Source organism: Ruminococcus sp. 1001713B170207_170306_F1, assembly GCF_015668065.1.
Classification (GTDB): domain Bacteria; phylum Bacillota; class Clostridia; order Lachnospirales; family Lachnospiraceae; genus Blautia_A; species Blautia_A faecis.
The window spans coordinates 263,636-289,343 of the sequence record NZ_JADPEX010000001.1 but is presented as its reverse complement, the minus strand read 5'-3'; the positions used below and the strand labels follow the sequence as shown (position 1 = coordinate 289,343).

Below are 25,708 nucleotides of genomic sequence, written 5' to 3'. Positions count from 1 at the left end.
CATCAGGAAAGAGCCTGTGAGTGAACCATTCGGGAGAAAAACGGATAAATCACTGTGCAGGCTCTTTTTTTATGTAATAGAAAAGTCCTACCGGGCAGGATTGCACTGCGGAGAAAGGAGAGAGGTCGCTGGAGGTGGAGAATGCTTGCACATATATGTTTCCGGGGCCAGAGAAAACAACACTGATATTGACAAAGTTTCGCCAGTGTGTGATTATTATTTACAGAAATAAATGAGTTTTTTAGAGGAGAAACAAAATGGAAATATACAAGGGAGCTTCCGCCTTTGCGGGGATTGCCATTGGGAAAATCAGGTTTTATCGGAAAGGTGAATATCAGATCCGACAGCATCAGGCAGATGATGTAAAAAAGGAACTGAAGAATTTTGATGTGGCTCGTCGGCATGTGATGCAGACCTTGAAGGAAGAGTATGACAGAATGTCAGAAAAACAAATGGACACAGCTGATCCTGAATTGGATATGGAACCCCAACCTTTGGATAGAATTGTGAAAGTGAATGGGGAAAATGGAACAAACCAGATCCTGGAGCAGGCAGAGCTTCTGGGCTCTGGCAGCTTTCTCCGTGCGGTACAGAGTATGATCACAGGGGAAAAGGTGACTGCTGCTTATGCAGTGCAGACCACAAGAGATGAGATGCAGAGTACTTTTTCCAGGCTGAACGATCCGACCATAAAGGAACGAATCCACAATGTAAGCCGCATCTCCAGTCTCCTTCTGGAAATTCTCGGGGAAGATGAGAACAAAATTGATCTGGGAGAGGAACCAGTCATTCTGGCAGCAGATGCCCTTTCTCTTGCAGAACTGATGGAAATGGATAAGGAGAAGCTTCTGGGTATTGTCACCCGCAAAGGTTCTGCTACCTCTCACGCTGCGATCCTTGCGAAAAATATGGATATTCCCTGTGTTACAGGTATTGGGATTCCACAGTCAGAAGAAGAGTGGGAAGACAGCATTGCCATTATTGACGGATATACGGGAACCATCTATCTGGAACCGGATAATGAGGTACGAAAAGAATACGAGATTCGCCGAAAAGCAGATCTGGTAGAGCGGGAATCCCTTTTGAAGCTGAAAGACAAGGGCGATATTACGAAAGATGGACGTGAAGTGGGAATCTACGCGAATATTGGCAGTCTAGATGATTTAAACAGTGCCCTTTATTATGGGGCAAAGGGAATCGGACTGCTGCGAAGCGAGTTCCAGTATCTTGGCAGGGAGAATTATCCCGGGGAAGAAGAACTTTTTCAGGCATATAAAAAAACTGCTGAGACTATGGGCGACCGCCTGGTAGTTATCCGCACCGCCGATCTCGGGGCTGATAAGCAGGCTTCCTACCTTGAAATTCCGGTAGAAACCAACCCTCTCATGGGTAATCGCGGAATCCGTCTCAGTCTGGACCGGAAGAACCTGTTTAAAACCCAGATCCGTGCCATTTACCGCGCGAGCTGGTATGGCAATCTGGGGATGATGTACCCTATGATCTGTTCGGAAGAGGAAATGGATGAGGTTGAAGCTCTGGTGTTGGAAGTAAAAGAAGAGCTGAAGGCAGCAGGTATACCCTTTAAGAAAATCCGGACTGGAATTATGATGGAGACTCCGGCAGCAGTGATGATTGGGGAAGAGCTGGCGAAACGTGTGGACTTTCTGGGAATCGGAACCAATGACCTGACCCAGTACACCTTGGCCATGGATCGTCAGAATCCGCTTTTACAGAAGAAATATGATGATCATCACCCTGCAATTTTGAAAATGATAAAGATGATTGTAGATGCAGGACACGCGCAGAATTGCAAAGTATGTCTCTGTGGGGAACTGGCGGCAGATACCAGATTGACGGAGACATTTTTGCAGATGGGGGTAGATGCATTGTCTGTGGTACCGGCATGTATATTACCAGTGAGGAAGGCACTGAGGGCGGTTTTCATCGCAGAAATGAGATCTTAGCTTATCCTCTGCGACTGTATTGAGGCGTGCATGTATATGTGAAGAATTGCAGAATAATTACAAAATAAAACGAGAGCACCAGACATGCAGATCCAGATTACAGGCTGTATGTTTGAAAATATGGGTAGAAACATGAACACAAAAAGCAAAGTAATTGTACTTCCTTGTAAAGCTTATGACGAAGAACGAATTTATACATTTATGAAAGAAGGTATGGCTCAGCTGGGCGGTCTGGACAACCTTATAGATAAAGGAGAAAAAATCCTTTTGAAGCCTAACCTTTTGAAAAAAGCAGAAGTGGAGAAAGCGGTCATCACTCATCCGGTTGTGGTGGGTGCCTTTGCCAGGATTCTACGTGAGGAAGGTTATAAGAATATTGTGCTTGCAGATTCCTGTGGCCACGGAACTACGAAACAGGTGATCCAGGGCACCGGAATGGACACTTATCTGGAAAAATACCAGATTCCGGCTATTGATTATACGAAAGGCGTTCGTGTGGAAAATCCGGATGGTGTCCAGGCGAAGGAATTTATCCTTCCGAAAGAACTGCTGGAGGCAGAGTGTGTGATTTCTCTTTCCAAAATGAAAACCCACGCTCTGGAGCGAATTACAGGAGCAGTGAAGAACAGCTATGGATTTGTATATGGGAAAAATAAGGCCATTGGTCATACTAAATATCCCAGCGCGGACAGCTTCGCCCGGATGCTTATTGATCTGAACCAGTATGTAAAGCCAAGACTTTATATTATGGATGGAATCACTGCAATGGAGGGAAATGGACCGGGCTCCGGAGACCCGGTAGCCATGAACCTGATTCTGATGTCCACAGATCCGGTGGCACTGGACAGTGTGTTTGCAAGACTGGTTTATCTGAAACCGGAGATGGTTCCTACCAATTACCATGGGGAGAAGATGGGACTGGGAAATTGCAGGGAAGAAAATATTGAGGTTGTGGTAGTTGAGGAGAATCCTTCGACATCAGCAGTGCGTGATGAAGGAAGTGAAATAACTGGGCGAGAGAAGCAACACCAGAATGCAAATGTCTCTGTAGATAAAAAGCAGATTGGTATTGATGTGGTTTGTAATGTAATTTCGATGGAAGCCTTAATAGAAAAATACGGCAATCCCAATTTCAACGTAGACCGCACGAAAGTACGAAACAATGTCTGGACAAAGCTTGCCAAGGCTCTGAATATTTTCCAGAAGAAACCATACATTGAGCCTGACAAATGTATCCGTTGTGGAATCTGTGTAAACAGCTGTCCCGTGCCTGGAAAAGCAGTAGATTTTCGAAATGGCAAAAATAATCCGCCTGTTTATGATTATAAGAAGTGTATTCGTTGCTTCTGCTGTCAGGAAATGTGCCCGAAGAAGGCAATTAAGGTGAAGTGAGTGTAAAATACTCCGAAGGGAACATCGGAGAAACATCGGAGAAACATCGGAGAAAATATCGGAGAAACATCAGAAGAATTTCGGAGATAAAGAAGAAAAGCCACTACCGAGCGTCAACTAAGTTGTGACGTTCTACAGTGGCTTATGTATTTTATCGTCCGATCATCTTCGCCACTTCCCTGATATATTCTGGTGTGGTACCGCAGCAGCCCCCTACAATACCGGCACCTGCATCAATCAGAGCTTTCACATGTCTGGCAAAATCCGGCGCATTCATGGAATAAATGGCGTTTCCATTATCATCAATGAACGGCATACCGGCATTCGGCTTGGCAATGACCGGAATGGAAACATTTTCCTTAATATTGCGGATAACAGAAACCAGCTGATCGGGACCAACAGAGCAGTTCACGCCCACAGCATCTGCACCAGCAGCCTCCAGAGAAACAGCAGCCTCGATAGCATTTCCACCGCTGAAAATACTTCCGTCTGCGTCTACCGTCATGGTACACATAATCGGCAGCTCGCAAACTGTAGAAGCAGCATCCACAGCTGCCAGAGTCTCTTCAATATTGATCATGGTCTCAGCAACGATCAGATCCACGCCGGAATCCTTCAGAATTCCAATCTGCTCCTGATACATTTCGAAAGCTGCCTCATAGGTCATCTCCCCGGCAGGAGCCATCATTTTACCACTGGTGGTAATATCCGCAGCAACGTAAACCTTATGGTCTGCCGCATCAGCGACTTCTCTTGAATAGGAAACCAGAGTGCGGTTGATCTCCTCCATACGGTCCTGCAGACCATGCATGGTAAGACTTACACGGTTGCCGCCAAAAGTAGGAGCGTAGATAATATTGCTTCCCGCTTCGATATAAGCTCTCTGAAGATTCTGGATCACATCCTTATGCGCCAGCACCCATTCCTCTGTGCATACACCCTTCGGCATACCGGCTGCCATCAGGTTGGAACCTGTAGCGCCGTCCAGAAGAACAATATTCTGTGCCAGTTCCTGAAACTCTTGTTTTGTCATATTGTAATTCCTCCTTAAATTGGCAGAATATTGCATTCAAATGATATTTGCATAACATGCCGCCCATTGTGGTCTGCAACCATCTGGCGAACATTTATCCTGCCGGATACGGTTGATTTCGTCATATTCCTGTCCGCGTCCTGGAAGTTATAACGTTTTCATAAAAAAATTTTATAAATCTTTCGTATTATAACACTATTTAACTTGATTTTCCAGTTGTCAGCGTATAAAATATAAGATATGCTTTTGATAGGTGCTGACTATAAAGTGAACAGCAGCCCTTAATGACAAAAGAAATAAAAAAGGAGCTAAAAGATGAGTAGAAGGAGAAGAAGAAACGACTGGATACCAGGCGCGGTGATCACCATCATCGTCATTATGCTTTCTGTTGTTTTTATGGGACTTCTGGCAATGACCAAGATGATCCCGACCATTTATATGCTGATCATCGGCATTGTACTTGCGGTGATCGCAGCCATTATCTGGCTGTTGGTATGGCATACCAGATACACAGGCCGCTTTATTGGCGGAACTGTTTTGGCAGTGATCATGATTGCCATTCTGGCATTCGGCGGTTTCTATATTAATAAGACAAGATCCGCCATCAGCAATATTTCCGGTGAGACTACAGAGGTCACACAGATGGCTGTTTACGTAAAGAGCGATGATGCCGCTGATTCTGTAGAGGCAACTGCCGGATATACTTATGGTATTCTTTCCTCACTTGACCGTGAGAATACAGATGGCGCTGTAGCACATCTGAACAGTCAGTTTGGTACAGAAGTACAGACTAAGGAATACGCAGGTCTGACAGAGCTTGCTGACGGAATCCTGAACGGTGAAGTAAATGCCATGCTGCTGAACAGCGGATATCTCAGTGTATACGAGGATATGGACGGATATACAGATTTCAGCACCAAGATAAAAGAGGTTGGAACGGTAGATGTTGAATCCACAATTCAGTCTGCGGAAGAGTCCACCCCTGTAGAGCCAATCACTACATCCAATGGCGGTAAGATTTACACCATCTATCTCAGCGGTATTGATACCAGAGGTGAGATGACAGCCAAGAGCCGAAGCGATGTTAACATCATTGCTACTATTAATACAGATACACATGAGGTTCTGCTGGTTTCCACACCTCGTGATTACTATGTACCGCTTTCCATTTCAGGTGGAGTACCGGATAAGCTGACACATGCCGGTATTTATGGTATTGATGTGTGCATGGACACTCTTGGAATGCTGTATGACATTGATATTAACTATTACTTCAGAATCAACTTCGGTGGATTTGTGAAAGTAATTGATGCACTTGGTGGAATTACAGTTTATTCTGATTATGACTTTAATTCCGGAAATATTACAGGATATCATTTCAACCAGGGTGAGAACTATTTGAATGGTGAGCAGGCTCTTGTATTTGCAAGAGAGAGATATGCGTTCCAGGAGGGTGACCGCCAGAGAGGTAAGAACCAGATGGCAGTTATCCGTGGTGTTATAAAGAAGGCACTTTCTCCGGAAATCCTTACCAGCTATTCCTCCATTCTTTCCAGTCTGGATGGATGCTTCGGTACTAACATCACATATGAAGAGATCGCACAGATCCTTCAGCAGCAGCTTACCAACGGCGGCGACTGGACAATCGTTTCCTACAGTGTAGACGGAACCGGTGCTACTGAGAAGCCATATTCCATGAGCCAGAAGGCATACGTTATGGTTCCGAATTACGACACAGTAAATAAGGCGAAGAGCCTTATGGAAAAGGTTCGCAACGGTGAGGTGGTTACCCAGGAGGAAGCTGACGCACCAGTTAGTGGAAGCACAAGCACTGACAGCACCTCCACAGAAACTGTGACTGAGCCAGGTACAGTAGCATCTGAGACACAGGCTGCGACAGATACCACTGCAGCAGATGGAACTACAACCGAAGGCGCAGCTGATACTATTACACAGCAGTAAAGAGAATGAGATTCCTCTGGTGAGAGGAATCTAAATATAGAAAGAAGCAAATCATTATATAACGTGGTTTGCTTCTTTTTTTGATGAATTTATAAACTTTTAAGATGATTTTTATATTACATTGTGATAAAATGTTGATATAGCAGAAGGAAAGGCGGGTGAATCTGAGCTTACATTCTTGGATTTTACAGAAGATGACATCGCACAGCTTAGTATGACACCACTTATGGGGGCCAGATGAGCCGTAAGGATAAGATTAAAGAAGGAATTCTAATAGCGAAAGAAGAGCATAATGATATGGCGGATAAAGTGATGGCTATGTTGTATACTCTGGCAGATAAATTTCTGGATGGAATAGAGCTTGATGAGATTAAGGAGGCGATGGTTATGACGAGACTGGGACAGATGATAGAGAAAGATGGACGTGAAAAGGAGCGTATAGCCTTAAATACGCTGAATAAAAAATTACTTTCTTCCAATCGTATTGAAGATTGTATAAAAGCTACAGAAGATGAAGAATATCAGAAAAAACTCATGAAAGAATTTGGTATAAAATAAATAAAACCTGGCCGGGACATCACTTACCTGATCGTTCCCGGCCCTAACTATGTTAAATGGGTAGTTTAAAAGCAAATTTGCATAACCCACCACCCAACCGGAAACAATAAAAAAAGATGACCTCCAAGTCGCATTATTTCAGTAATGCGACGGTCATCCAGGCAGTTTTTCTGCTTTCTTTCCCATCGTCGTTTTACATTCTATCGCGAATAACAGGGAAAGTCAACCAATTATAGCGACTATAGACTCTTTTTGTCGAATTATACCATAATTTATTCCAAATTCACCTTTTCCCATTAGTTTTTCAAAGGGATTTTTTCGATATAAAATAATTGAGTGGTCATATAATTGGTACATACTTATAGAATAAGGAGGCAGCTATGTGCAGAAAAGGTGAAAACATACGCAAACGCAAGGACGGACGCTGGGAAGCCCGTTATATCAAATACCGTGATCCGGAGGGAAAAATCCACTACGGTTCCCTCTATGGCAAAACATATGGCGAAGTAAAGGACAAACGAAACAAAAAAATTGCAGAGGTACCAAGCTATGGACATCTGGTGCGAAATCCTGGCATTTTAAATTACCAGACTACCTTCGAAACAGCCGCAGAACATTGGAAACAGGAAATCCGCTATACCATCAAGGACAGTACTTTTTCCAATTATGAAGCGATTCTGAAGAATCAGCTTCTTCCGGAGCTTGGCAGCACCCAGATACGGAAAATCAGCAATTCTCAGATCACGCAGCTTATTCATAAGAAAAAAGAGCTGGCATTGTCTGCAGGAACCATTCATGTAATTTTAAGCGTACTCCGCAGCATTTTGAACTTTACATCAAAGGGAGGCGTCTATACCAGTGAACCAATCCGCTACCCCCATTTGGCTGGCACCAGCCAGGAGGTGCAGATTATGAAGCTTGCAAACTATAACCAGCTGGAGAAATTTCTTATTGACAATATCAGCGATTTCCATTTCGGTCTGCTGCTTTGCATGCATACCGGCATCCGTGTAGGCGAACTCAGCGGCCTGCGCTGGGAAGATGTGGATTTCACCCAGCACAAAATCCGCATACAGCGTACTGTGATCCGCATCAAAAATCTAGATCAGACCGCTAATCCGGACACTGGAAAAATTCCAAAAACCATTCTGTATATCGGTCCGCCGAAGACAGAGCATTCCAACAGGGAAATTCCATTGCCAGACAAGCTGCTGTTTTATGCGAAACGTTTTCGCAAAGATGGCTCCGCATATATTTTGTCTGGAACTGCCAGATGCATGGAGCCACGGGTAATCCAGCGCAGATATGCAGCACTGCTGAAAACATGTGGAATTCCCCCCATTAAAATCCATGCTCTCCGGCATCAGTTTTCCTGTCGCTGGGTAGAGCATGGCTTCGATACCAAGTCCCTGTCCGAAATACTTGGACATACTTCCGTGCGAACCACACTAGATCTGTATGTGCATATCCAGGCGGAAACGAAACGGCAGTATATGAATCAGATGATGGAGCAGGCAATATAACAGAATGAACAATTTCAGAAAAGGCAGTTATGCCAGAGAATTCTCTTTTGAGAGACCTCTGGTGTGACTGTCTTTTTTTGCTGTCTGGAAAAGGTGACCGGATACTGAAAAATCTCAATTTCCAAAATAAGGGGTCTTTATTCGTGGTCGATAGTCCAAATTGTACTGATTTTCTGCTTGTTTGCAGCGCAAATCCGCATTACTGAAATATTACGAAAGAAACCAGCAGAAATCACAGACAAAATTTATGAAAACAGGATACAGCATCCGAACCTGGCGCATGCGCCTGGTTTGTCCGGAGCCTATATGGCTGGACAGAACAGAAGAATATTTTCAGAACGTGGTGGAGTTTTACTACCACCTTCTGAGACAGCATGAAGAACTGTGGAACAGCAGCCTCTTCGACATCCAGCGCAGCCTGGAGCTCCTGACCCTGGCCGGTCGGGACGGCAGACAGCCCACCAACCCCTTACCAATGGGAAAAGTACCTGTCTACCTGAGACGTGCTGCCATCAACAAAGCATCTGCCACAGTGAAAAGCACCCAGGAACTTCAGTCCGGATTCCCTGAGAAGCTGGAAGCCAAGGTTACTTTTTTCAAAGGAATGTATTCCGACCTCACCGACAGATCCATTTGCCTGAAGCTGTGGAACGGTGAGAAATGGATCTGGACAGACTGCAAGCTGAAAGGACGCCCCTTTCCCCAAGATGGTCAGCTGATGTCGCCCACCCTGGTAAAGGAGGGCAGGCGCTACCTGCTGAATATCCCGGTGAAACAGGAGAACAGCGACGCCCGCACTGCCAAAGAACGAATGGCAGAAGGCACGAACCTGTGCAGTGTACGCTTTACAAACACAGACACCTTCGCAGTGTGCTGCATTCTGGATGAGCAGGGAAAACAGCTGGCTGTACATACCTGCCGGGGCGGAGATGCGTACCGTCACCGCTGCAAGCTGCTGGAGACCAGAATACAGAAATCCAGACCAAACACAGTGGGAGACAATAGTCCCCAGCCCAACCGGAAGTACTACATGCACCTGAAGAACCTGTCCGAGCACTATGCCCACCAGGTCAGCCGTGAGATCCTGAACTTCTGCAAAGAGAATCAGGCAGGAATCATTGTCCTCCCCGATTACGACCAGAACTTCACCCGGATGGCAATGGTAAAAAGCGGCAATTTTTCCCCGCTTCACTTAAGCAGTAAGATCCGGACCAACCTGCAGTACAAAGCCTGGGCAGAAGGAATTCTGGTACTGGAAACCAGAACTGACGGCCTGAAAGACAAATGCGCCATCTGCGGTGGCAAGGTTCGCCGGAAGGGCAATGAATTCCTCTGTGAAAATGGTCATCAGGGAAACCGCTTCCTGAATGATGCCAGAAATCTTGGCAGGAAATGCCAGGACAGTTTTTTTCGCGGAAGTAGAACAAAATAATTATTGACAACAAAGATAAAAATGATAATAAGCAGCGTTACGAACGCTCTTATCTATAAAACCGGGTAACCGGGCAAAGAGGCTGCGCCAGTGACGCAGGCTTTTCGGCAGACCACCGCCGGTGCGGGTTCCGGACTTCCCCAAGATATCCTGGGAGTCGCCGAAGCACCAGACAGGAAGCTATCTGGTAAGTGGTCAAAGTTATGAAAAAATGGGAGGAAAGGACTGGGGGGGGGGTAACTCCGTCCATATGATTAAGAAATGACAACAAAAAAACAAAAAAACGAACGCAAAAAAAGAAAGTTGGAGCATTGGCAGGTAATCGCACTTTACCTGATGATTTATGATGTGATCGCCGTAAACGCCGCATACTTTCTCGGACTGTGGTTCCGCTTTGATTGTACATACTCCGCAATACCCGGAGAATATTTGTCTGCCTATCTGAAATTTGCACCATGGTATACAGTATTCTCTGTTTTTGTCTTTTGGGCATTGCGTCTCTATAACAGCGTATGGCGCTTCGCAAGCTATAGTGAGCTGTTAAGAATTTGCTTATCTACTGTAATTACATTCCTGTTCCAGATAATTGGAATCACATTTGTCATTCAGAGAATGCCAATGTCCTATTATCTCTTCGGAACCATTATTCAATTTTGCCTGATTACAGGAATTCGTTTTTCATACAGATTTATCCTTCTGGAAAGAACACGGAAACAGAAGGAAGAGGAAGGTCCGCTGCATCACATTATGCTGATCGGTGCCGGCCAGGCAGGACAGATCATTCTACGCGACGTGGAACGTGCCAAAGAGCCGAAAGGAAAGGTCTGCTGTATTATTGACGATAACCCCAACAAATGGGGACGCTATATGGAGAGTGTGCCCATTGTAGGCGGTCGTGATGACATTCTCGCAAGTGCAAAGAAATATAAAATCGATCAGATCCTTCTGGCAATTCCAAGCGCAAGTGCGGCAGAGCGAAGAGATATCCTGAACATCTGTAAAGAAACCAAATGTGAAATGAAGATTCTTCCAGGTGTGTATCAGTTCGTCACCGGAGAGGTGTCCCTCAGCAAAATGAAAGACGTGGCAGTGGAAGACCTTCTTGGAAGAGATCCTATCAAAGTAAATATGGATGAAATTTTCCGCTACATCAGTGGAAAAACCATTCTGGTAACTGGTGGCGGCGGTTCCATCGGGAGTGAGCTTTGCCGTCAGATTGCAGCCCACGCTCCGAAACGATTGGTGATCTTCGATGTCTATGAGAACAATGCCTACGACATTGAACAGGAGCTTCGCTCCAAATATCCCCATCTGGATCTGGTGGTACTGATCGGTTCCGTGCGCGATACCAGAAAGATCAACAACGTATTTGAAACATACAAACCAGATATTGTTTACCATGCAGCTGCCCATAAGCATGTACCTCTTATGGAGACAAGCCCCTGTGAGGCAATCAAGAACAATGTGATGGGAACCTATAAAACAGCTCACGCAGCTTTGAAAAATGGCTGCCAGCGTTTCGTACTGATCAGTACAGACAAAGCTGTGAATCCAACCAACATTATGGGAGCCAGCAAACGTCTCTGTGAGATGGTTATCCAGACTATGGATAAGATCAGCAGAACCGGAAGAGAAGATCTGCTTCCATTACTGGGAAGCCACTATGAAGACAGCGAGGAAGCACTTGCTCAGGTGGCAGCAACTTGTGAAAATCCAGGGGCAAATGGTGAGAGAAAATACAGGACTGAGTTTGTGGCAGTGCGTTTCGGCAATGTGCTGGGAAGTAATGGATCTGTTATTCCGCTGTTTAAGAAACAGATTGCCAAAGGTGGTCCGGTAACGGTTACCCATCCGGACATTATCCGTTACTTTATGACCATTCCGGAGGCAGTAAGTCTGGTGCTTCAGGCTGGAACCTATGCCAAGGGCGGAGAAATCTTTGTACTTGATATGGGAGCTCCGGTGAAGATTGATACGCTGGCAAGAAACCTGATCAAGATGTCAGGACTGACACCGGATGTGGATATTAAAGTGGAATACACCGGGCTGAGACCTGGGGAGAAGCTTTATGAAGAAAAGCTGATGGCAGAGGAAGGGCTGACGAAGACAGATAATGATCTGATTCATATTGGAAAGCCGATTCCGTTTGATACGGATGAGTTCTTACATCAGCTTGAGAATCTGGCTGTTGTGGCATATGGAAATGATCCAGATATTAGAAGCTATGTGGAAGAAATTGTGCCGACTTATCATGCGGCGAAGGATGATTTGAATCTGCATGGGGAGACATATAAGAAATTATTCAATAAAGCAACTGAAAATAATCATTAATTCATTTGAACATATATTATTAAATTTTAAGAGAGGCAGAGAACAATGAAAATACCATTTTCACCACCAGATATTACAGATGCAGAGGTTGAACAGGTTGCAGAAGCACTTCGTTCCGGTTGGATTACTACCGGACCGAAAACAAAAGAATTAGAGCGTGAAGTTGCGGATTTTTGTGGCGTTAACAGAGCAGTATGTTTGAATTCACAGACAGCTTGTGCGGAAATGACACTGAGAGTTTTAGGAGTAGGAGAAGGTGATGAAGTAATTACCTGCGCTTATACCTATACAGCAAGTGCATCTGTAGTATGCCATGTAGGTGCAAAACTTGTATTAATCGATACACAAAAAGATTCTCTTGAAATGGACTATGAGAAACTTGCAGATGCAATTACAGAAAAAACTAAGGTAATTATTCCTATTGATCTTGGTGGTGTACCATGCGATTATGACAGAATCTTTTCTATAGTTGAAAGTAAGAAACATCTGTTCCATCCGTCAAACGATATTCAAAAAGCAATAGGAAGAATTATTGTAATGACTGATGCAGCTCATGCGTTTGGAGCAGAGTGGCATGGCAAAAAGGTTGGAAGTATTGCTGATTTTAGTAACTTTAGTTTTCATGCAGTGAAAAATTTTACAACTGCAGAAGGTGGAGCTGCTACATGGAAAGATATTGAGGGAATTGATAATGAAGAATTATATCATAAATATCAATTGCTTTCCCTTCACGGACAGTCAAAAGACGCTCTTGCTAAAACTCAGCTTGGTGCATGGGAATATGATATTGTTGGTCCATGGTATAAATGCAATATGACAGATGTTGTTGCAGGAATTGGTCTTGCACAGATGAAACGTTATAAAGGCTTACTTGCCAGAAGAAAAGAAATAATTGGAAGATATGATGATGCATTTAAGCCATTAGGAATTGAAGTCCTGAATCACTATGCAGATGAACATCAGTCATCAGGTCATCTTTATATTACAAGAATTCCAGGGATTACTCTGGAACAGAGACATGAGATTATTGTAAAAATGGCGGAAAAAGGAATTGCATGTAATGTACATTATAAGCCATTGCCAATGATGACTGCATACAAGAATCTTGGGTTTGATATTAAAGATTATCCAAATGCTTATAAGAGATTTGAAAATGAAATTACACTGCCACTTCACACTAAATTGACTGACGAAGAAGTGGAATATGTAATTGAAAATTATTGTGAAATTGTAAAGAACTATATTGGAAAATAATTAGGAGAAGTAATTAATGATTTTGAAAAAATGGGATGACCTTCCTGAATTTATGAAATGTGATGAGGTAAAGGTATACTATGATATTTTATCACGAAAGAAAGGAAGTCTGGTTCTGAAACGGATTTTTGATATTGTAGTGGGGGTTATCCTGTTGATTCTCCTGGCTATACCTATGCTGATTATTGCTGTGATGATAAAAATGGACTCTAAAGGACCTGCTTTTTATCGTCAGGAGCGTGTAACCAGATATGGTAAAAGGTTTAGAATACATAAATTTCGTACTATGGTCAATAATGCCGATAAGATTGGATCTGCTGTAACAGTAGGTGGTGATTCAAGAATCACCAAAGTGGGAGCAAAAATTCGGGATTATCGGTTAGATGAGTTGCCCCAGGTTTTTGATGTACTAAGTGGAGATATGAGCTTTGTGGGAACGAGACCTGAGGCAACTAAGTATGTAGAAAAATATAGTAATGAAATGTTGGCCACACTTTTATTGCCGGCAGGAATAACTAGTGAGGCTAGTATTCGATACAAAGATGAGGCAGAACTTTTGGATTCAGCAGATGATGTGGATCGGGTATATATTGAGAAAGTGCTACCGGAGAAGATGAAATATAATTTGCAAAGTATCAAAAATTTCTGTTTTGTTATTGATGTTTATGTCATGATAAAAACATTATGTGCAGTACTGGGAAAAGAGAAAAATTGATGAGTAAAATAAGTGTTATAATTCCATGCTATAATGCGGAAAAATATATAAAGAAATGTTTTGATGGCTTAGAAAAGCAAATTTTTAAAGAATTTGATGTAATTGTTATAGATGATTTTTCAACAGATAATTCTCTTAATATTTTATACAAGATAAAGCAAAAATCGAAGCTGAAAATAAAAGTTATTGAAATGAAGCAGAATGTTGGTCCTGGAGAAGCAAGAAATGTGGGAATTAAAGCATCTGATTCAGAGTATCTTGCTTTTTGTGATAGTGATGATTATTATGAGGAGAATTTTTTATATTGCTTATATAATAAAGCTGTAGAACAAAGCGCTGATGTAGTAATGTGTAATAGCAAGCTGAAATTGCAAAATGGGTCATTTAGAAATAATAGCTACACTAATATTTTTAAATTATATAATACTAAATCTGACTATATAGCGTTATCCAGAACTTCGCTATGTTATTTACTATTAAGAAGAAATTTGTTTGAAGATTTGCCAATTCCATCATTAAGAAATGGAGAGGATATGGCTATTATCCCATTGCTATTGGCAAAGGCAAAAATTATTACACATATAGATAATGCATTATATGTATATTGCGTTCGAAAGGAATCTGCATCTGTTAGTGTTTCTGCGAATAGTTTTTGGGATTTGCTTAAATGTCAGCAGATAATAGAGAAATCTTGGAATAAAGAATATCAGGAGGCTTTACAATTTATAGGCATAAAAAATGTATTGTATTCTGCTGTGTTGATTGGTATAAAGGCAAAAGTAAATACGAAAGTGATAAAAGATACGATTCGTAAATTTGAAAGAGAACATAATAAGTGGTATTTGAATTCTTATATTAAAACTTTGGATTTTAGACATCGCTTTTTTTTGAAAACTATAAAATATAGATGTCTTGTCTTGACAAAAGCTTATGTATTTTTACATTCATTATTAATGAAATAGGTGGGAAATTATATGGAATATAGTGTTTTGATATCTGTATATTATAAGGAAAAAGCAGAGTATTTGATAGAATGTTTAGAAAGCATGGTACATCAGACGGTTGAGCCGAGTGAGATAGTAATTGTTAAAGATGGAAAGTTGACTGTAGAATTGGAAGATGTTTTGACAGAATATAAAACAAAGTATCAGAGACTTTTTAAATTTGTATGTTTGGAGAAAAATGTTGGATTAGGCTTAGCACTTGCAGAAGGAATTAAAAATTGCAGTTATGAGTTAATTGCTAGAATGGATTCGGATGATATTTCTATACCCAATAGATGTGAGTTACAATTGAGAGAGTTTGCCCAAGATCCATTATTGGATGTTTGTGGGGGATATATTAAAGAGTTTTGTGATTCAAAAGAGGGGGTTGTGTCTATTAGAAAGGTCCCATTGGTGGATAGTGAAATAAAAGAATACCAAAAAAGAAGAGATGCTGTAAATCACGTTACGGTAATGTTTAAAAAGTCTAAAGTTTTGGAGGCTGGGAATTATCAACATGCCTTGCTTATGGAAGATAGTCTACTATGGACGAATATGATATTACATGGTGCAACGTTTAAAAATATTGCTGATTATTTAGTGTATGTAAGAACAGGTGCTGATATGTTTAAAAGAAGAGGAGGATTAAAGTATTTTAAAAAATATAAAAATGGTAGAAAAATAATATTACAGACAGGGTATATTTCAAAATGGGATTATTATTATACATTGTTGGTTCAGCTAATTTTTTCAATTTTACCAAATTCTGTTCGGGAATTTGTATATGAAAAATTGCTTAGGAGTAATAAGGAGTGATAATTAAATGAAAATATCCGTAATGATAATTACATATAATCGAAAACGGGAAATACTCAGAGCTTTAGAATCTTGTGTGTGTAATAAGATTGAAGAAATGGAATTTGTTATTGTAGATAATAATTCAAGTGATGGTACACAAGAAGCAGTAGAAAAATTTTTTTGTGAAAATAATATAAAATATAAATATTATTATTCTAGTGAAAATTTAGGTATTTCAAATGGAAGAAATAAAGCATTTGAAATGTGTACAGGAGAATATATTGTTTGTTTAGATGATGATGCTGTGGTAATAACAAAAGATTTTTTTGCGAAAATATATTCTGAAATGAAAAAACATGATGCAGTGGCTGCAGCATTAAAGATATATGAACCTCAAAATGATAGGTTTTTAAAAGGGTTTGTATACGAAGAAAATAATGAATTATTAGCTCTATCATACATTGGAGCGGGACATGTTTTGAGACGTGATTTTTTTGAAAGCAGTAAATTATATCCTGGTACGTTACGATTTGGTTCTGAAGAATATTATGTCGCATATAGAATAAGAAAGTATAAAAAGAAAATGATATATTTAGAAAATGTTGAAATTCATCATTTACCTAGTAATGTAGCACGAGTGTATGGCGACGAGCGTGATGTAAATATTATTGCAAATAATTACGTTATAAGAAAAATGTGTTATCCTATTTTTTGCATACCTATTTTAAAATTAATGCTATTTTTGAGAATGTTGAAGCACGAATATTACTTTAATGGTTATTCAAAAAAAATCAATAAAATGATTAAGGAAAGATATTCAGTAGAATATGTTGATAGAATGGGGATAAGTACAATGATAAAAATGCTAAAAGATGTGGGAATTGCGCAAGTTTTTTGATGAGTAAAAGGATAGATCAATGAGAAAAAAAATTAAAATTAGTACTGACTTATATTCGTTATTTTCATATATGGTTGCGTTGTTATTAGTTTTTATGTTTAGAAACAATGATAGTTATTTTAACATTAATAACTATAAGATGGGCTTAATAGTTATTATTTGCTTTGGAATATTTATTTTACTATATACATGGGTAATTAAAGGTTATAAGTTAACAATATCTCAAATACTGATTCTTTTTTCATGGATAAGTTTAATGATTTCTAAGTATGTTTTAGATAAGCAAGCGGAACCTTACTATATTCTTTTTGTTAGCTTCTTGTTATTATTTTTATTATGTATGTCGGAAATGCAATTTAGGCAAAGAAATATAAAATTCTTAATTGATTCTTATATTGTATCTGCTGTTCTCATGAGTTTATTAATTATAGTGCAACATCGTACACCGTATGCACAATATGGAATATTTAGATTAGCATTATTTTTTAATTCAAAAGAATATTACGATGTAAATTTTACCTCGCTTTATTTACTTTTACCAACACTTTTAGCTTTTTATGGAGCAATAAAGGGAAAAAAGAAAAACAAAATTTGGTATATGGGAGCTACGGGTATTAATATTATTGGTATATTGCTGCTTGGCTCTAGAGGAACGTTTTTACCGGTAGCTGCAATAATGCTTTTTCTTATTCTTAAAGACAAGAAAATATCTTTTACTAAAATTCTTATTATAATGATAGCTGTTTTTGCAATAGTGTATTTATTACCTGAAGATACTTTTACTAGATTGCTTAAAACGGATTATATGGGAAGTGAACATAAAAGATACATAGACTGGGCGTATGGCTTGAGAGTATTTGGAAATTCACCTATCTGGGGAAATGGAATGAGAGCACCGAAAAGCTTGGTAAATGAAATTGGTGGTGGCGTAATGAATTATACAATACACAACACTTATATCGTATATTTAGCCCAATTAGGAATTTTAGGGGCGCTTCCGTTTTTTGGTATTTTAATTTATCCGTTAGTTATGTTAGTGAGAAAATGTAGAGAAATTTATTTGGTATTATCATATTGTGGGGTTCTATTTGCATGTATGATGATAGAGGCAAATTATTCGTATGTATTATTTGTTCCTCTTGCGATGATTTACATGATTATAAATGTTTCTATACGTGAAGGTGGAAATAAAAAATATATATTGGATAATATATTTGGATAAGGTGATAGTATGGATAAACCCAAAATTAGTATTTTAATATCAGCATATAATGCTGAAAAATATTTAGCTGAATGTATTCAATCTGTTTTGAATCAAAATTATGATAGTTACGAATTGATAATTGTTAATGATGGTTCAACAGATGGTACATTGGATATTTGTAAAAATTATGAGGAGACAAACTCACATGTACGAGTTTTTAGTTGGGAAAATAAAGGCTTGATTTTAGCGAGAAGAAAGGGAATTGAGTTATCACGTGGAGAATATATTTTATTTCTTGATGCTGATGATTGTTATGAAAAAGATGCATTTAATAATATTAATATGCTTCTGGAAGACAATCCAGATGTTGTGGTTTTTCGATTCAATTTTTGGCATGGGGAAGAAGACTATAAGCCATCGAAAATATTAGAAACCGAAATTTATACTTCACTTAAAGATAAACAGCTTTTTTTTGAAAAATTTATTGGGAATTATGAGTATAATCATTTATGGTCGAAAGTTATAAAAAGAGAATTATTGATAAAAGATAATTTTGATTACGAGAAGCTAAAAGATATACGACTGGGGGAAGATTTATTACAATCTATTCAAATTTATGCTTTAGCAAAAAAAATAATTGTTTCTGATAAGGTTATTTATAATTATAGAGTATTAGAGCAAAGTATGTCACATGGGTTTAATGAAAAACAAGTCGAAGATATTACTAAGGTTTATATGATATTAAAGCAGTATCTTCAAAATGTTGAATGGGATACGGAAAATTGTCTCGAAATTGCTAATTTAGAATATACGATTAAAATGTCTAGCTTGTTAAGAGATTTGTGGGACAGTAATTTAGACATGAAATATAAAAAGAACACTTCATCTAAAATAGTTAATATTAATAATGGTATGATAAATTCTACAACAATTATAATTCAAAATAGAATTTTATGGGAACTGTGTAAAAAGAAATGCTGGATATTAAGTCTGATATATTGTAGATTATTAAAAGTTTTAAGTAAAAGAAGGAGATCCTCAAGTGAAAATAGGTTATTTGAGAAAAAAAATAGCGTGTAAAATATTGCATCTATCAGGAGAAAAAAGTTGTGAATACATAAACAGTTATTTTAGAAAATGTGGAGCGATTGTAGGAAAGAATTGTAGAATATATTCAGATATTACTACATCTGAATCGTATCTAATATATATTGGTAATAATGTAACAATATCAAATGATGTACAAATTTTAACCCATGATAACTCTGTTATAAAAGTTATTCCAGATTGTACGGATATATTTGGAATGGTTAGAATTGGTAATAATACATTTGTAGGTGCTAGAGCATTAATACTGCCAGGAGTGAATATTGGAGATAATTGTATTGTTGGTGCGGGGAGTGTAGTAACAAAAAGTGTTCCTAATGGATCTATAATTGCTGGAAATCCAGCTCGTGTTGTGAAAAAAATTGAAGAATATAAAAGCAATATTAGAGATAATGTTTTTGATATAACAGGGTTAAGTCAAGTAGAAAAAAAGGAAATGCTTATTAAACAAAAAAGTAAATGGATAAATAAATAGCAAGGATTGTATATATGAAAAAAGAAAGAAATATATTAACAACTAGTTTTATATGGAAATTTGGAGAAAGATTTTTAGCTCAAATTGTTTCTTTTATTGTTTCAATTGTATTAGCGCGTATATTGGTACCAGAGGATTATGGTGTGGTATCATTAATTTTGGTATTTATTGCTTTTGCAGACGTTTTTGTTACATCCGGATTTTCAACATCCTTAATTCAAAAGAGGGATGCCACAGATGTTGATTTTTCGACCATATTTTATTGTAGTTTATTTGTTTCTATTATTATTTATGTTATTTTATTTTTTTCAGCACCATATATAGCTACTTTTTTTGGAATGCCTGCGCTATCTAGTATTTTAAGAGCTTTTTCATTGCGCATTCCTATAAGTGCATTTAATTCTGTACAGCATGCGTATGTGTCAAGAAATATGTTGTTTAGAAAGTTCTTTTTTTCAACGTTATGGGGGACTTTACTTTCAGGTGTATTAGGAATTGTAGCTGCTTATTTGGGCATGGGGGCATGGGCGCTGATTATTCAGTATATGTCTAATACAATTGTTGATACAATTGTGTTGTCGTTTACTATCAAATGGCGTCCTAAACTTGTTTTTTCAATTACATCGGCAAAAAAATTAATGCAGTATGGTTGGAAGATTCTTTTAGCTGATTTATCTGGTACATTTTTTGAACAATTGAGGTCTTTGATTATTGGAAAAGTTTATACAACTAGTGATTTGGCTTATTACAATAGGGGAAAAAGTTTTTCGTCTTTAGTGATGGATAATATAAGTACTGCTATGATGTCAGTCCTATTTCCGGATTTGGCAAATAAGAGTGATGATTTAGAAAAGGTAAAATTAACTTTAAGAAAATCCTTAAGTGTTATGCTATATATAATATTTCCGTTGATTGGAGGATTAGTGGTTATTGCAAAACCACTGGTAAATGTCTTATTGACGGAAAAGTGGAAACAAGCTATTCCTTTTTTACAATTATTGGCTGTTTCATCTGGTATTGGCTTAATTGGGAATATTAGCTTACAGTCAATTAAAGCAATAGGAAGAAGCGATATTGTTTTGAAACTCGAATTAATAAAAAAGCCAATATATTTAATTTTGTTAATTATAGGAATAAAAATTAGCCCAATAGCCATAGCCGCTACGATGGTAATATATTCTTTTTATAGTTCGATAGCAAATGCTATGCCCTTAAAAAAGGAATTAAATTATACCTACAAGCAGCAAATTAGTGATATTCTACCGTCTTTAGTTGCGACTGTAATTATGTGTATAGTAATAGCACCGTTTAGGGCTGTTATAAAAAATGATGTAATTTTATTGTTTATACAGGTTATTTGTGGTGGATTCATATATGCTATGGAATCTATAATCTTTAAGATAAGTGCATTTCAGTATATTAAAAAAATTGTATTTAAAGGAAGGTCAAATGAATAAAGTAAAACTAGGAAAAAAACAGCTGTTATATTATTCTTTTATGAAATGTTTTAGAATATTTCCTATTGATAGAAAAAAAATAGTTGTATCTAATTTTAGAGGAAAGGGATATGGAGATAACCCTAAGTATATTATTGAAAATTTAAGAAAAAGAAAAGAAATATATAAGATATATTGGCTGGTTGAAGATAAAAATGAAAAAATGCCTGAAGGAATTCATGTAGTAAAAATTAATTCTATTGCATCTTTATATCATTTAAGTACAGCAAAAATTTGGATTGATAATTGCAGAAAATCTCCCTATATAACAAAAAGAAAAAAACAATATTATATACAGACATGGCATGGAGCTATTGGTTTTAAGAAAATAGAAAAAGAAGCCCCTGGTTTGACTGAAGAGTATAGACTTGCAAGTTTAAATGATTCTAAAATGATAGACATACTATTATCCGGATCTCAATGGTGTACAGAAATGCTTCAAAGATCATTTTGGTACTGTGGAAAAGTATTAGAAGTTGGATCACCGCGTAACGATATTTTTTTTCTTGATAATGATGAATTAAAACTCTGTATAAGGAAAAAAATTAATTTGTCAAACGAATTTATTATTATGTATGCACCTACGTTTAGACAAACTATTTCATTTGATGTTTTTAATAATAATTATGAAAAATGGATTTCAGCATTTGAGAAAAAGACTGGTAGGAAGTGTAAACTGCTTTTTAGACTTCATCCTAATATTGCATCTTTATATAAAAATATTCAAATTGGAGAAAATATTATAAATGTTTCAGATTATCCAGATATGCAGGAACTATTGTTAATAACAGATGCTTTGATTACTGATTATTCAAGTTCGGCATTTGAAGCTGCATTAGGATACAAACCGGTTTTTCTTTTGTGTAATGATTATTATGAATTTATAACGCAAGAAAGAGAATTGTTTTTTAATATGGAAGAATTACCTTTTGAATTTGCAATAAATGAAGATGAGTTATTTCATAAAATTGCCGAGTTTAAATATGAAGAATATATAGAAAATGTTAATGCATTTTATGCTAAAATTGGAAGTTTTGAGAATGGTAAGGCTTCAGAAAAGGTTGCTGAAATAATAGAGAACGTTTGTAAAATGCAATAATAAGAAGCGTAGAATTTTATTAAATTGATTTTTATAATATGTGCTATTCCAAAGTTTTTATGTGAAAATATTATAATTGAAATAAAGTCGTTAGAGTAAAAATAATAAAATACAAGAAGTGAGTGGTATATGGTATGAAATCAAGTAAAGGTTTATATTCATCGTGTTTTCCAGAATATGCTTTAAGTGATTGTGATTTGAAAAAATTACAGAATTCTCTTTTAACAATGTTAGTCGATGTTTGTAAAGTATTTGATAAATATAATATAGATTATATGTTATCTGGAGGAACTCTATTAGGTGCCATTAGGCATAAAGGATTTATTCCATGGGATGATGATGTTGATATAATGATGACTCGAAAACAGTATGAAAAGTTTCTTGAGCATGTTGCTGAATTGGATAAAAAATATATTTTAGTACAACCTTTGACGGACAAATATTTTTGTAAAAATCCTAAGATATTTAAAGTTAATACTCAATATATTGAAATATCAAATGCAGGAGTGGAGAGCTTTTCTATGCTGTTTATTGATGTTTTTATTATTGAAAATATGCCTGTATCAAGACTTAAGAGGAAGATCCTAGGAAAAATTTATGACTTTTCCTATAAAGGTGCAAGTGTTTGTGTGGATTATTTGTATCCATCACCACCAATTTTACAAAAGTCAAAAGAGAACATAGAATTGAGAAAGTATTATAAATTGAGAAGAAGAATTGGTTTTCTTTTTTGTCATTTAGGTGGTTTGAAATTTTATCTTAAATTAGTGGATAAAATAGCTAATAAAAGTAAAGAAACTGGTTTCTATGGTGTTCCGTCTGCAATTAGCTATGAAAGAGAAGTATTTGAAAAAGAAATGTTTGAAGATATTATTAAAGTTGATTTTTGCGGTTACCGTTTTAAAGCACCAGCAAATTATGATCATTATTTAAAAAATTTATATGGAGATTACATGGAGATTCCACCTTTAGAAAAGAGAGAATTACATGTAGCTTATAAAATAACTTTTTGATATACGGAGGATAAGCAAATGGCAAATATTGCATTACTAATTGCTGGAGGATCTGGCAATCGAATGGGACAAAGTATACCTAAACAATTTCTTACGGTGAATGAGCGACCGGTTATTGTATATACTCTAGAAGCATTTCAGCGACACCCAGAAATTGATTCAATAGCAGTGGTTTGCATTGATGGATGGCAGTCGGTATTGCAGGCATATGCAAACCAGTTTAATATTACAAAATTACAATATATAGTTTCTGGTGGGAAAAATGGGCAGGATTCTATTCGTAATGGGGTGTATGAATTGGAGCGGCATTTTAAATCCGATGATATAGTATTAATTCATGATGCTATTCGTCCAATGATTTCTGCGGATATTATTTCAGACTGCATAAGGATTACAAAAGAAAAAGGAAATGCAACTACAGTTATTCCTTGCGCTGAGGCTATGTTAAAAACTGAAAATGGAGAGAACTCAACAGGCAGTTACCCTAGAGATTTTTTGAAAAGAACGCAAACACCGCAGGGGTTCCATGTAGGGGATATTTGTGACTTGCATAGAAGGGCTCTCGCCGCTGGAATAACAAATTCTGTTGCTTCTTGCACTTTAATGATTGAGCTAGGAGAAAAGGTGTATTTTTCTGTTGGATCTGAAAAAAATATTAAATTGACTACAGTTGAAGATATAGATATTTTTAAGGCCCTTCTTATAGCAAAAAGATCCGACTGGTTAAAATAGAGGTGAAGGAATGGCATTACAAGATAGTATTACATATTTAAATGACTTAGATCTCGCAATACAGCATACGGTTGGAATTGAACAACTTAAAGGGACTACAATTTTGGTTACAGGGGCAACTGGGACAATAGGCTCATTTGTTGCAGATATGTTGTTAAGATATAATCAAACAAATAATGCTTGCATTACTGTGTGTGTAGCAGGGAGAAATCTTGAAAAAATGCACAAACGATATGAAAGCTGGAAAGATAATAATCTTAAAATTTTTAAATATGATGTGCTAAAAGCTATTATATTTGATTATGAAGTGGATTATGTAATACATGCTGCTGGAAATGCGCATCCACTTGCATTTAATAGTGATCCTGTTGGAACAATTATAGGTAACATTGAAGGAACCTATAATTTACTTGAGTATACTAAGGCGCATGGTGGAAAGAGATTTTTATTTGTTTCATCTGGGGAAGTGTATGGAAATGGAGATTTATCTCTTGATGAATTTAAAGAGGAGTATTTAGGAGCCATAGATATTACTTCGCCAAGATCGTGTTATCCGCAAAGTAAACGAGCTGTTGAAAATTTGTGTGCATCGTACAGTAGTCAGTATGAACTTGAAACCGTTGTTGTAAGACCGTGTCATACTTATGGTCCTGGGATTACGGAAACCGATAGTCGGGCAAATGCTCAATTTATAAGGAATGCATTAAATAATGAAGATATAATAATGAAAAGTGCTGGTAATCAATTAAGAAGTTATAATTATATTGCAGATTGTGCATCTGGACTTATAACGGTTCTTATTAATGGAAAATCAGGAACACCGTACAATATTGCAAATCCAAATGTGCGTATTACTATTGCTAAATTAGCAGAAATTATAGCCAAGACAGTAAATAAAAAAGTGATTTTTGCTGATCCGTCAGTATTAGATATCGCAAATAGGACGCCTATTGCCAAACAAGTTTTAAGTAGTAAAAAATTAGAAAATCTTGGATGGGTTCCGATGTTTAATGCGAATGAAGGTGTTGAACATACAATAAAAATATTAAAAGAATGTGAATAACAATTATTAGACGTAATTGATAGTCGTCCCTATACAGGCAATGTGAATTTTCTAAAAGCTTTTCAGTGTATTAAATAATTTTTATATTTTTCCCAAAAAGGACACAGTATGCTATCATATATATCGTAAGAGTTTTAAACCTACATAAACTTTTCTGAAAAACAAATCGTAGAAGGTGATAAAATCCATGGGAAGAAAGGATGTCATCATAAAAGAGTTGATAGAGGAGATGATTGGAATGAAGATAGAAAAGGAAGCCGAGGAAGAAAAGGTGAAGATTCGTGAAACACTTTAGGGTATCGAGGAAAGGGGAAGAATCGTTGGGTTAGCGGAATGTATGAGATAAAAGGGGTCTGTCCCCATAAATGCTGAGTGAAATTCCTTAAAGTTCTCTAAAAAACTTATTAAATAAAATTCATACTTTTCCAATATATTTTCCTTCCAGAAAAGGAAACGGTATGCTATCCTATATACATCATTAGAGTTTCAAACCTACATAAGCTCTTCTGAAAAACAAATCATAGAAGGTGGTGAAGTCCATGGGAAGAAAGGATGTCATCACAAAAGAGTACATGGAGGACACTGAAGTATTTGCGGATGTGTTCAACCATATGATTTACAAAGGAGAAAAGGTCATTGACCCTAAGAATTTGAAGGAACTGGATACGGCGAATGT

Annotated in this window: 22 protein-coding genes; 21 read left to right on the top strand and 1 reads right to left on the bottom strand. The window is 37.5% G+C overall.

Annotated features, from left to right (window positions below; translation table 11 throughout):
• The first annotated feature begins 16 nt into the window (after positions 1 to 16).
• From I4V84_RS01285 to I4V84_RS01275, 3 genes are all read left to right on the top strand, one after another.
• Positions 17 to 232: a hypothetical protein gene (locus I4V84_RS01285; RefSeq protein WP_118578947.1), complete on the top strand. Its 216-nt coding sequence runs from the start codon at positions 17 to 19 to the stop codon at positions 230 to 232.
• Between the two features lie 25 nt (positions 233 to 257).
• Entirely contained in the window at positions 258 to 1,964 is a 1,707-nt protein-coding gene (ptsP, locus tag I4V84_RS01280) for a phosphoenolpyruvate--protein phosphotransferase (protein ID WP_195991075.1), read from the top strand.
• Between the two features lie 120 nt (positions 1,965 to 2,084).
• On the top strand, positions 2,085 to 3,356 hold the full coding sequence (locus tag I4V84_RS01275; RefSeq protein ID WP_243283992.1) for a DUF362 domain-containing protein: 1,272 nt from the start codon (positions 2,085 to 2,087) through the stop codon (positions 3,354 to 3,356).
• A 151-nt stretch (positions 3,357 to 3,507) separates the two neighbouring features.
• Here I4V84_RS01275 and I4V84_RS01270 read toward each other — a convergent pair whose 3' ends face one another.
• Positions 3,508 to 4,389 carry a homocysteine S-methyltransferase family protein gene (locus I4V84_RS01270; RefSeq protein ID WP_118578938.1) on the bottom strand — a complete coding sequence of 294 codons (882 nt, stop codon included), beginning with the start codon at positions 4,387 to 4,389 and terminating at the stop codon, positions 3,508 to 3,510.
• Positions 4,390 to 4,704: 315 nt separating this feature from the next.
• Between I4V84_RS01270 and I4V84_RS01265 the strand changes: the two genes are divergently transcribed.
• From I4V84_RS01265 to I4V84_RS01180, 18 genes are all read left to right on the top strand, one after another.
• Positions 4,705 to 6,351 carry an LCP family protein gene (locus I4V84_RS01265; RefSeq protein ID WP_118578935.1) on the top strand — a complete coding sequence of 549 codons (1,647 nt, stop codon included), beginning with the start codon at positions 4,705 to 4,707 and terminating at the stop codon, positions 6,349 to 6,351.
• Positions 6,352 to 6,588: 237 nt separating this feature from the next.
• Positions 6,589 to 6,909: a hypothetical protein gene (locus I4V84_RS01260; protein ID WP_118578932.1), complete on the top strand. Its 321-nt coding sequence runs from the start codon at positions 6,589 to 6,591 to the stop codon at positions 6,907 to 6,909.
• 380 nt (positions 6,910 to 7,289) lie between these two features.
• Positions 7,290 to 8,432 carry a site-specific integrase gene (locus I4V84_RS01255; protein ID WP_118578929.1) on the top strand — a complete coding sequence of 381 codons (1,143 nt, stop codon included), beginning with the start codon at positions 7,290 to 7,292 and terminating at the stop codon, positions 8,430 to 8,432.
• A gap of 247 nt (positions 8,433 to 8,679) precedes the next feature.
• A complete protein-coding gene (locus I4V84_RS01250) occupies positions 8,680 to 9,864 on the top strand; it encodes a transposase (protein ID WP_195991074.1) in 1,185 nt (394 codons plus the stop codon).
• A 261-nt stretch (positions 9,865 to 10,125) separates the two neighbouring features.
• Positions 10,126 to 12,195 carry a nucleoside-diphosphate sugar epimerase/dehydratase gene (locus I4V84_RS01245; protein WP_195991073.1) on the top strand — a complete coding sequence of 690 codons (2,070 nt, stop codon included), beginning with the start codon at positions 10,126 to 10,128 and terminating at the stop codon, positions 12,193 to 12,195.
• 45 nt (positions 12,196 to 12,240) lie between these two features.
• On the top strand, positions 12,241 to 13,449 hold the full coding sequence (locus tag I4V84_RS01240) for a DegT/DnrJ/EryC1/StrS family aminotransferase (protein ID WP_195991072.1): 1,209 nt from the start codon (positions 12,241 to 12,243) through the stop codon (positions 13,447 to 13,449).
• A gap of 22 nt (positions 13,450 to 13,471) precedes the next feature.
• On the top strand, positions 13,472 to 14,164 hold the full coding sequence (locus tag I4V84_RS01235) for a sugar transferase (RefSeq protein WP_334285982.1): 693 nt from the start codon (positions 13,472 to 13,474) through the stop codon (positions 14,162 to 14,164).
• A complete protein-coding gene (locus I4V84_RS01230; RefSeq protein WP_195991070.1) occupies positions 14,164 to 15,126 on the top strand; it encodes a glycosyltransferase family 2 protein in 963 nt (320 codons plus the stop codon). The genes I4V84_RS01235 and I4V84_RS01230 overlap by 1 nt, the downstream gene beginning before the upstream one ends.
• Before the next feature lie 12 nt (positions 15,127 to 15,138).
• Positions 15,139 to 15,963, top strand: a complete 825-nt coding sequence (locus tag I4V84_RS01225) for a glycosyltransferase (RefSeq protein WP_195991069.1) — start codon at positions 15,139 to 15,141, stop codon at positions 15,961 to 15,963.
• 7 nt (positions 15,964 to 15,970) lie between these two features.
• Positions 15,971 to 16,843, top strand: coding sequence for a glycosyltransferase family 2 protein (locus tag I4V84_RS01220; protein WP_195991068.1), 873 nt, complete (start codon positions 15,971 to 15,973; stop codon positions 16,841 to 16,843).
• 19 nt (positions 16,844 to 16,862) lie between these two features.
• Positions 16,863 to 18,065 carry an O-antigen ligase family protein gene (locus I4V84_RS01215; RefSeq protein ID WP_195991067.1) on the top strand — a complete coding sequence of 401 codons (1,203 nt, stop codon included), beginning with the start codon at positions 16,863 to 16,865 and terminating at the stop codon, positions 18,063 to 18,065.
• Between the two features lie 9 nt (positions 18,066 to 18,074).
• Positions 18,075 to 19,127, top strand: coding sequence for a glycosyltransferase family 2 protein (locus tag I4V84_RS01210; RefSeq protein WP_195991066.1), 1,053 nt, complete (start codon positions 18,075 to 18,077; stop codon positions 19,125 to 19,127).
• The gene (locus I4V84_RS20100) at positions 19,090 to 19,629 is read left to right on the top strand and encodes an acyltransferase (RefSeq protein WP_270432621.1); all 540 of its coding nucleotides are present in this window, start codon (positions 19,090 to 19,092) and stop codon (positions 19,627 to 19,629) included. The genes I4V84_RS01210 and I4V84_RS20100 overlap by 38 nt, the downstream gene beginning before the upstream one ends.
• Positions 19,630 to 19,643: 14 nt before the next feature.
• Entirely contained in the window at positions 19,644 to 21,086 is a 1,443-nt protein-coding gene (locus I4V84_RS01200; RefSeq protein WP_195991065.1) for a lipopolysaccharide biosynthesis protein, read from the top strand.
• The gene (locus I4V84_RS01195) at positions 21,079 to 22,224 is read left to right on the top strand and encodes a CDP-glycerol glycerophosphotransferase family protein (protein ID WP_195991064.1); all 1,146 of its coding nucleotides are present in this window, start codon (positions 21,079 to 21,081) and stop codon (positions 22,222 to 22,224) included. Before I4V84_RS01200 ends, I4V84_RS01195 begins: the two co-directional genes overlap by 8 nt.
• A gap of 134 nt (positions 22,225 to 22,358) precedes the next feature.
• Complete coding sequence (locus I4V84_RS01190; RefSeq protein ID WP_173736430.1) at positions 22,359 to 23,237, top strand: LicD family protein; 879 nt, start codon at positions 22,359 to 22,361, stop codon at positions 23,235 to 23,237.
• Positions 23,238 to 23,255: 18 nt separating this feature from the next.
• Positions 23,256 to 23,969: an IspD/TarI family cytidylyltransferase gene (locus I4V84_RS01185; RefSeq protein WP_173736429.1), complete on the top strand. Its 714-nt coding sequence runs from the start codon at positions 23,256 to 23,258 to the stop codon at positions 23,967 to 23,969.
• Positions 23,970 to 23,979: 10 nt separating this feature from the next.
• Positions 23,980 to 25,032: an NAD-dependent epimerase/dehydratase family protein gene (locus I4V84_RS01180; protein ID WP_195991063.1), complete on the top strand. Its 1,053-nt coding sequence runs from the start codon at positions 23,980 to 23,982 to the stop codon at positions 25,030 to 25,032.
• Positions 25,033 to 25,708: the final 676 nt, after the last annotated feature.

Excerpts from the sequence above, each read along its gene's own strand:
- I4V84_RS01200 (WP_195991065.1), top strand. The coding sequence starts at position 19,644 with ATGAAAAAAGAAAGAAATATATTAACAACTAGTTTTATATGGAAATTT.
- I4V84_RS01225 (WP_195991069.1), top strand. The coding sequence starts at position 15,139 with ATGGAATATAGTGTTTTGATATCTGTATATTATAAGGAAAAAGCAGAG.
- I4V84_RS01210 (WP_195991066.1), top strand. The coding sequence starts at position 18,075 with ATGGATAAACCCAAAATTAGTATTTTAATATCAGCATATAATGCTGAA.
- I4V84_RS01270 (WP_118578938.1), bottom strand. The coding sequence starts at position 4,389 with ATGACAAAACAAGAGTTTCAGGAACTGGCACAGAATATTGTTCTTCTG.
- ptsP (WP_195991075.1), top strand. The coding sequence starts at position 258 with ATGGAAATATACAAGGGAGCTTCCGCCTTTGCGGGGATTGCCATTGGG.
- I4V84_RS01215 (WP_195991067.1), top strand. The coding sequence starts at position 16,863 with ATGAGAAAAAAAATTAAAATTAGTACTGACTTATATTCGTTATTTTCA.
- I4V84_RS01190 (WP_173736430.1), top strand. The coding sequence starts at position 22,359 with ATGAAATCAAGTAAAGGTTTATATTCATCGTGTTTTCCAGAATATGCT.
- I4V84_RS01265 (WP_118578935.1), top strand. The coding sequence starts at position 4,705 with ATGAGTAGAAGGAGAAGAAGAAACGACTGGATACCAGGCGCGGTGATC.
- I4V84_RS01260 (WP_118578932.1), top strand. The coding sequence starts at position 6,589 with ATGAGCCGTAAGGATAAGATTAAAGAAGGAATTCTAATAGCGAAAGAA.
- I4V84_RS01240 (WP_195991072.1), top strand. The coding sequence starts at position 12,241 with ATGAAAATACCATTTTCACCACCAGATATTACAGATGCAGAGGTTGAA.
- I4V84_RS01195 (WP_195991064.1), top strand. The coding sequence starts at position 21,079 with ATGAATAAAGTAAAACTAGGAAAAAAACAGCTGTTATATTATTCTTTT.
- I4V84_RS01275 (WP_243283992.1), top strand. The coding sequence starts at position 2,085 with ATGGGTAGAAACATGAACACAAAAAGCAAAGTAATTGTACTTCCTTGT.
- I4V84_RS01185 (WP_173736429.1), top strand. The coding sequence starts at position 23,256 with ATGGCAAATATTGCATTACTAATTGCTGGAGGATCTGGCAATCGAATG.
- I4V84_RS01180 (WP_195991063.1), top strand. The coding sequence starts at position 23,980 with ATGGCATTACAAGATAGTATTACATATTTAAATGACTTAGATCTCGCA.
- I4V84_RS01230 (WP_195991070.1), top strand. The coding sequence starts at position 14,164 with ATGAGTAAAATAAGTGTTATAATTCCATGCTATAATGCGGAAAAATAT.
- I4V84_RS01220 (WP_195991068.1), top strand. The coding sequence starts at position 15,971 with ATGAAAATATCCGTAATGATAATTACATATAATCGAAAACGGGAAATA.
- I4V84_RS01250 (WP_195991074.1), top strand. The coding sequence starts at position 8,680 with ATGAAAACAGGATACAGCATCCGAACCTGGCGCATGCGCCTGGTTTGT.
- I4V84_RS01255 (WP_118578929.1), top strand. The coding sequence starts at position 7,290 with ATGTGCAGAAAAGGTGAAAACATACGCAAACGCAAGGACGGACGCTGG.
- I4V84_RS01245 (WP_195991073.1), top strand. The coding sequence starts at position 10,126 with ATGACAACAAAAAAACAAAAAAACGAACGCAAAAAAAGAAAGTTGGAG.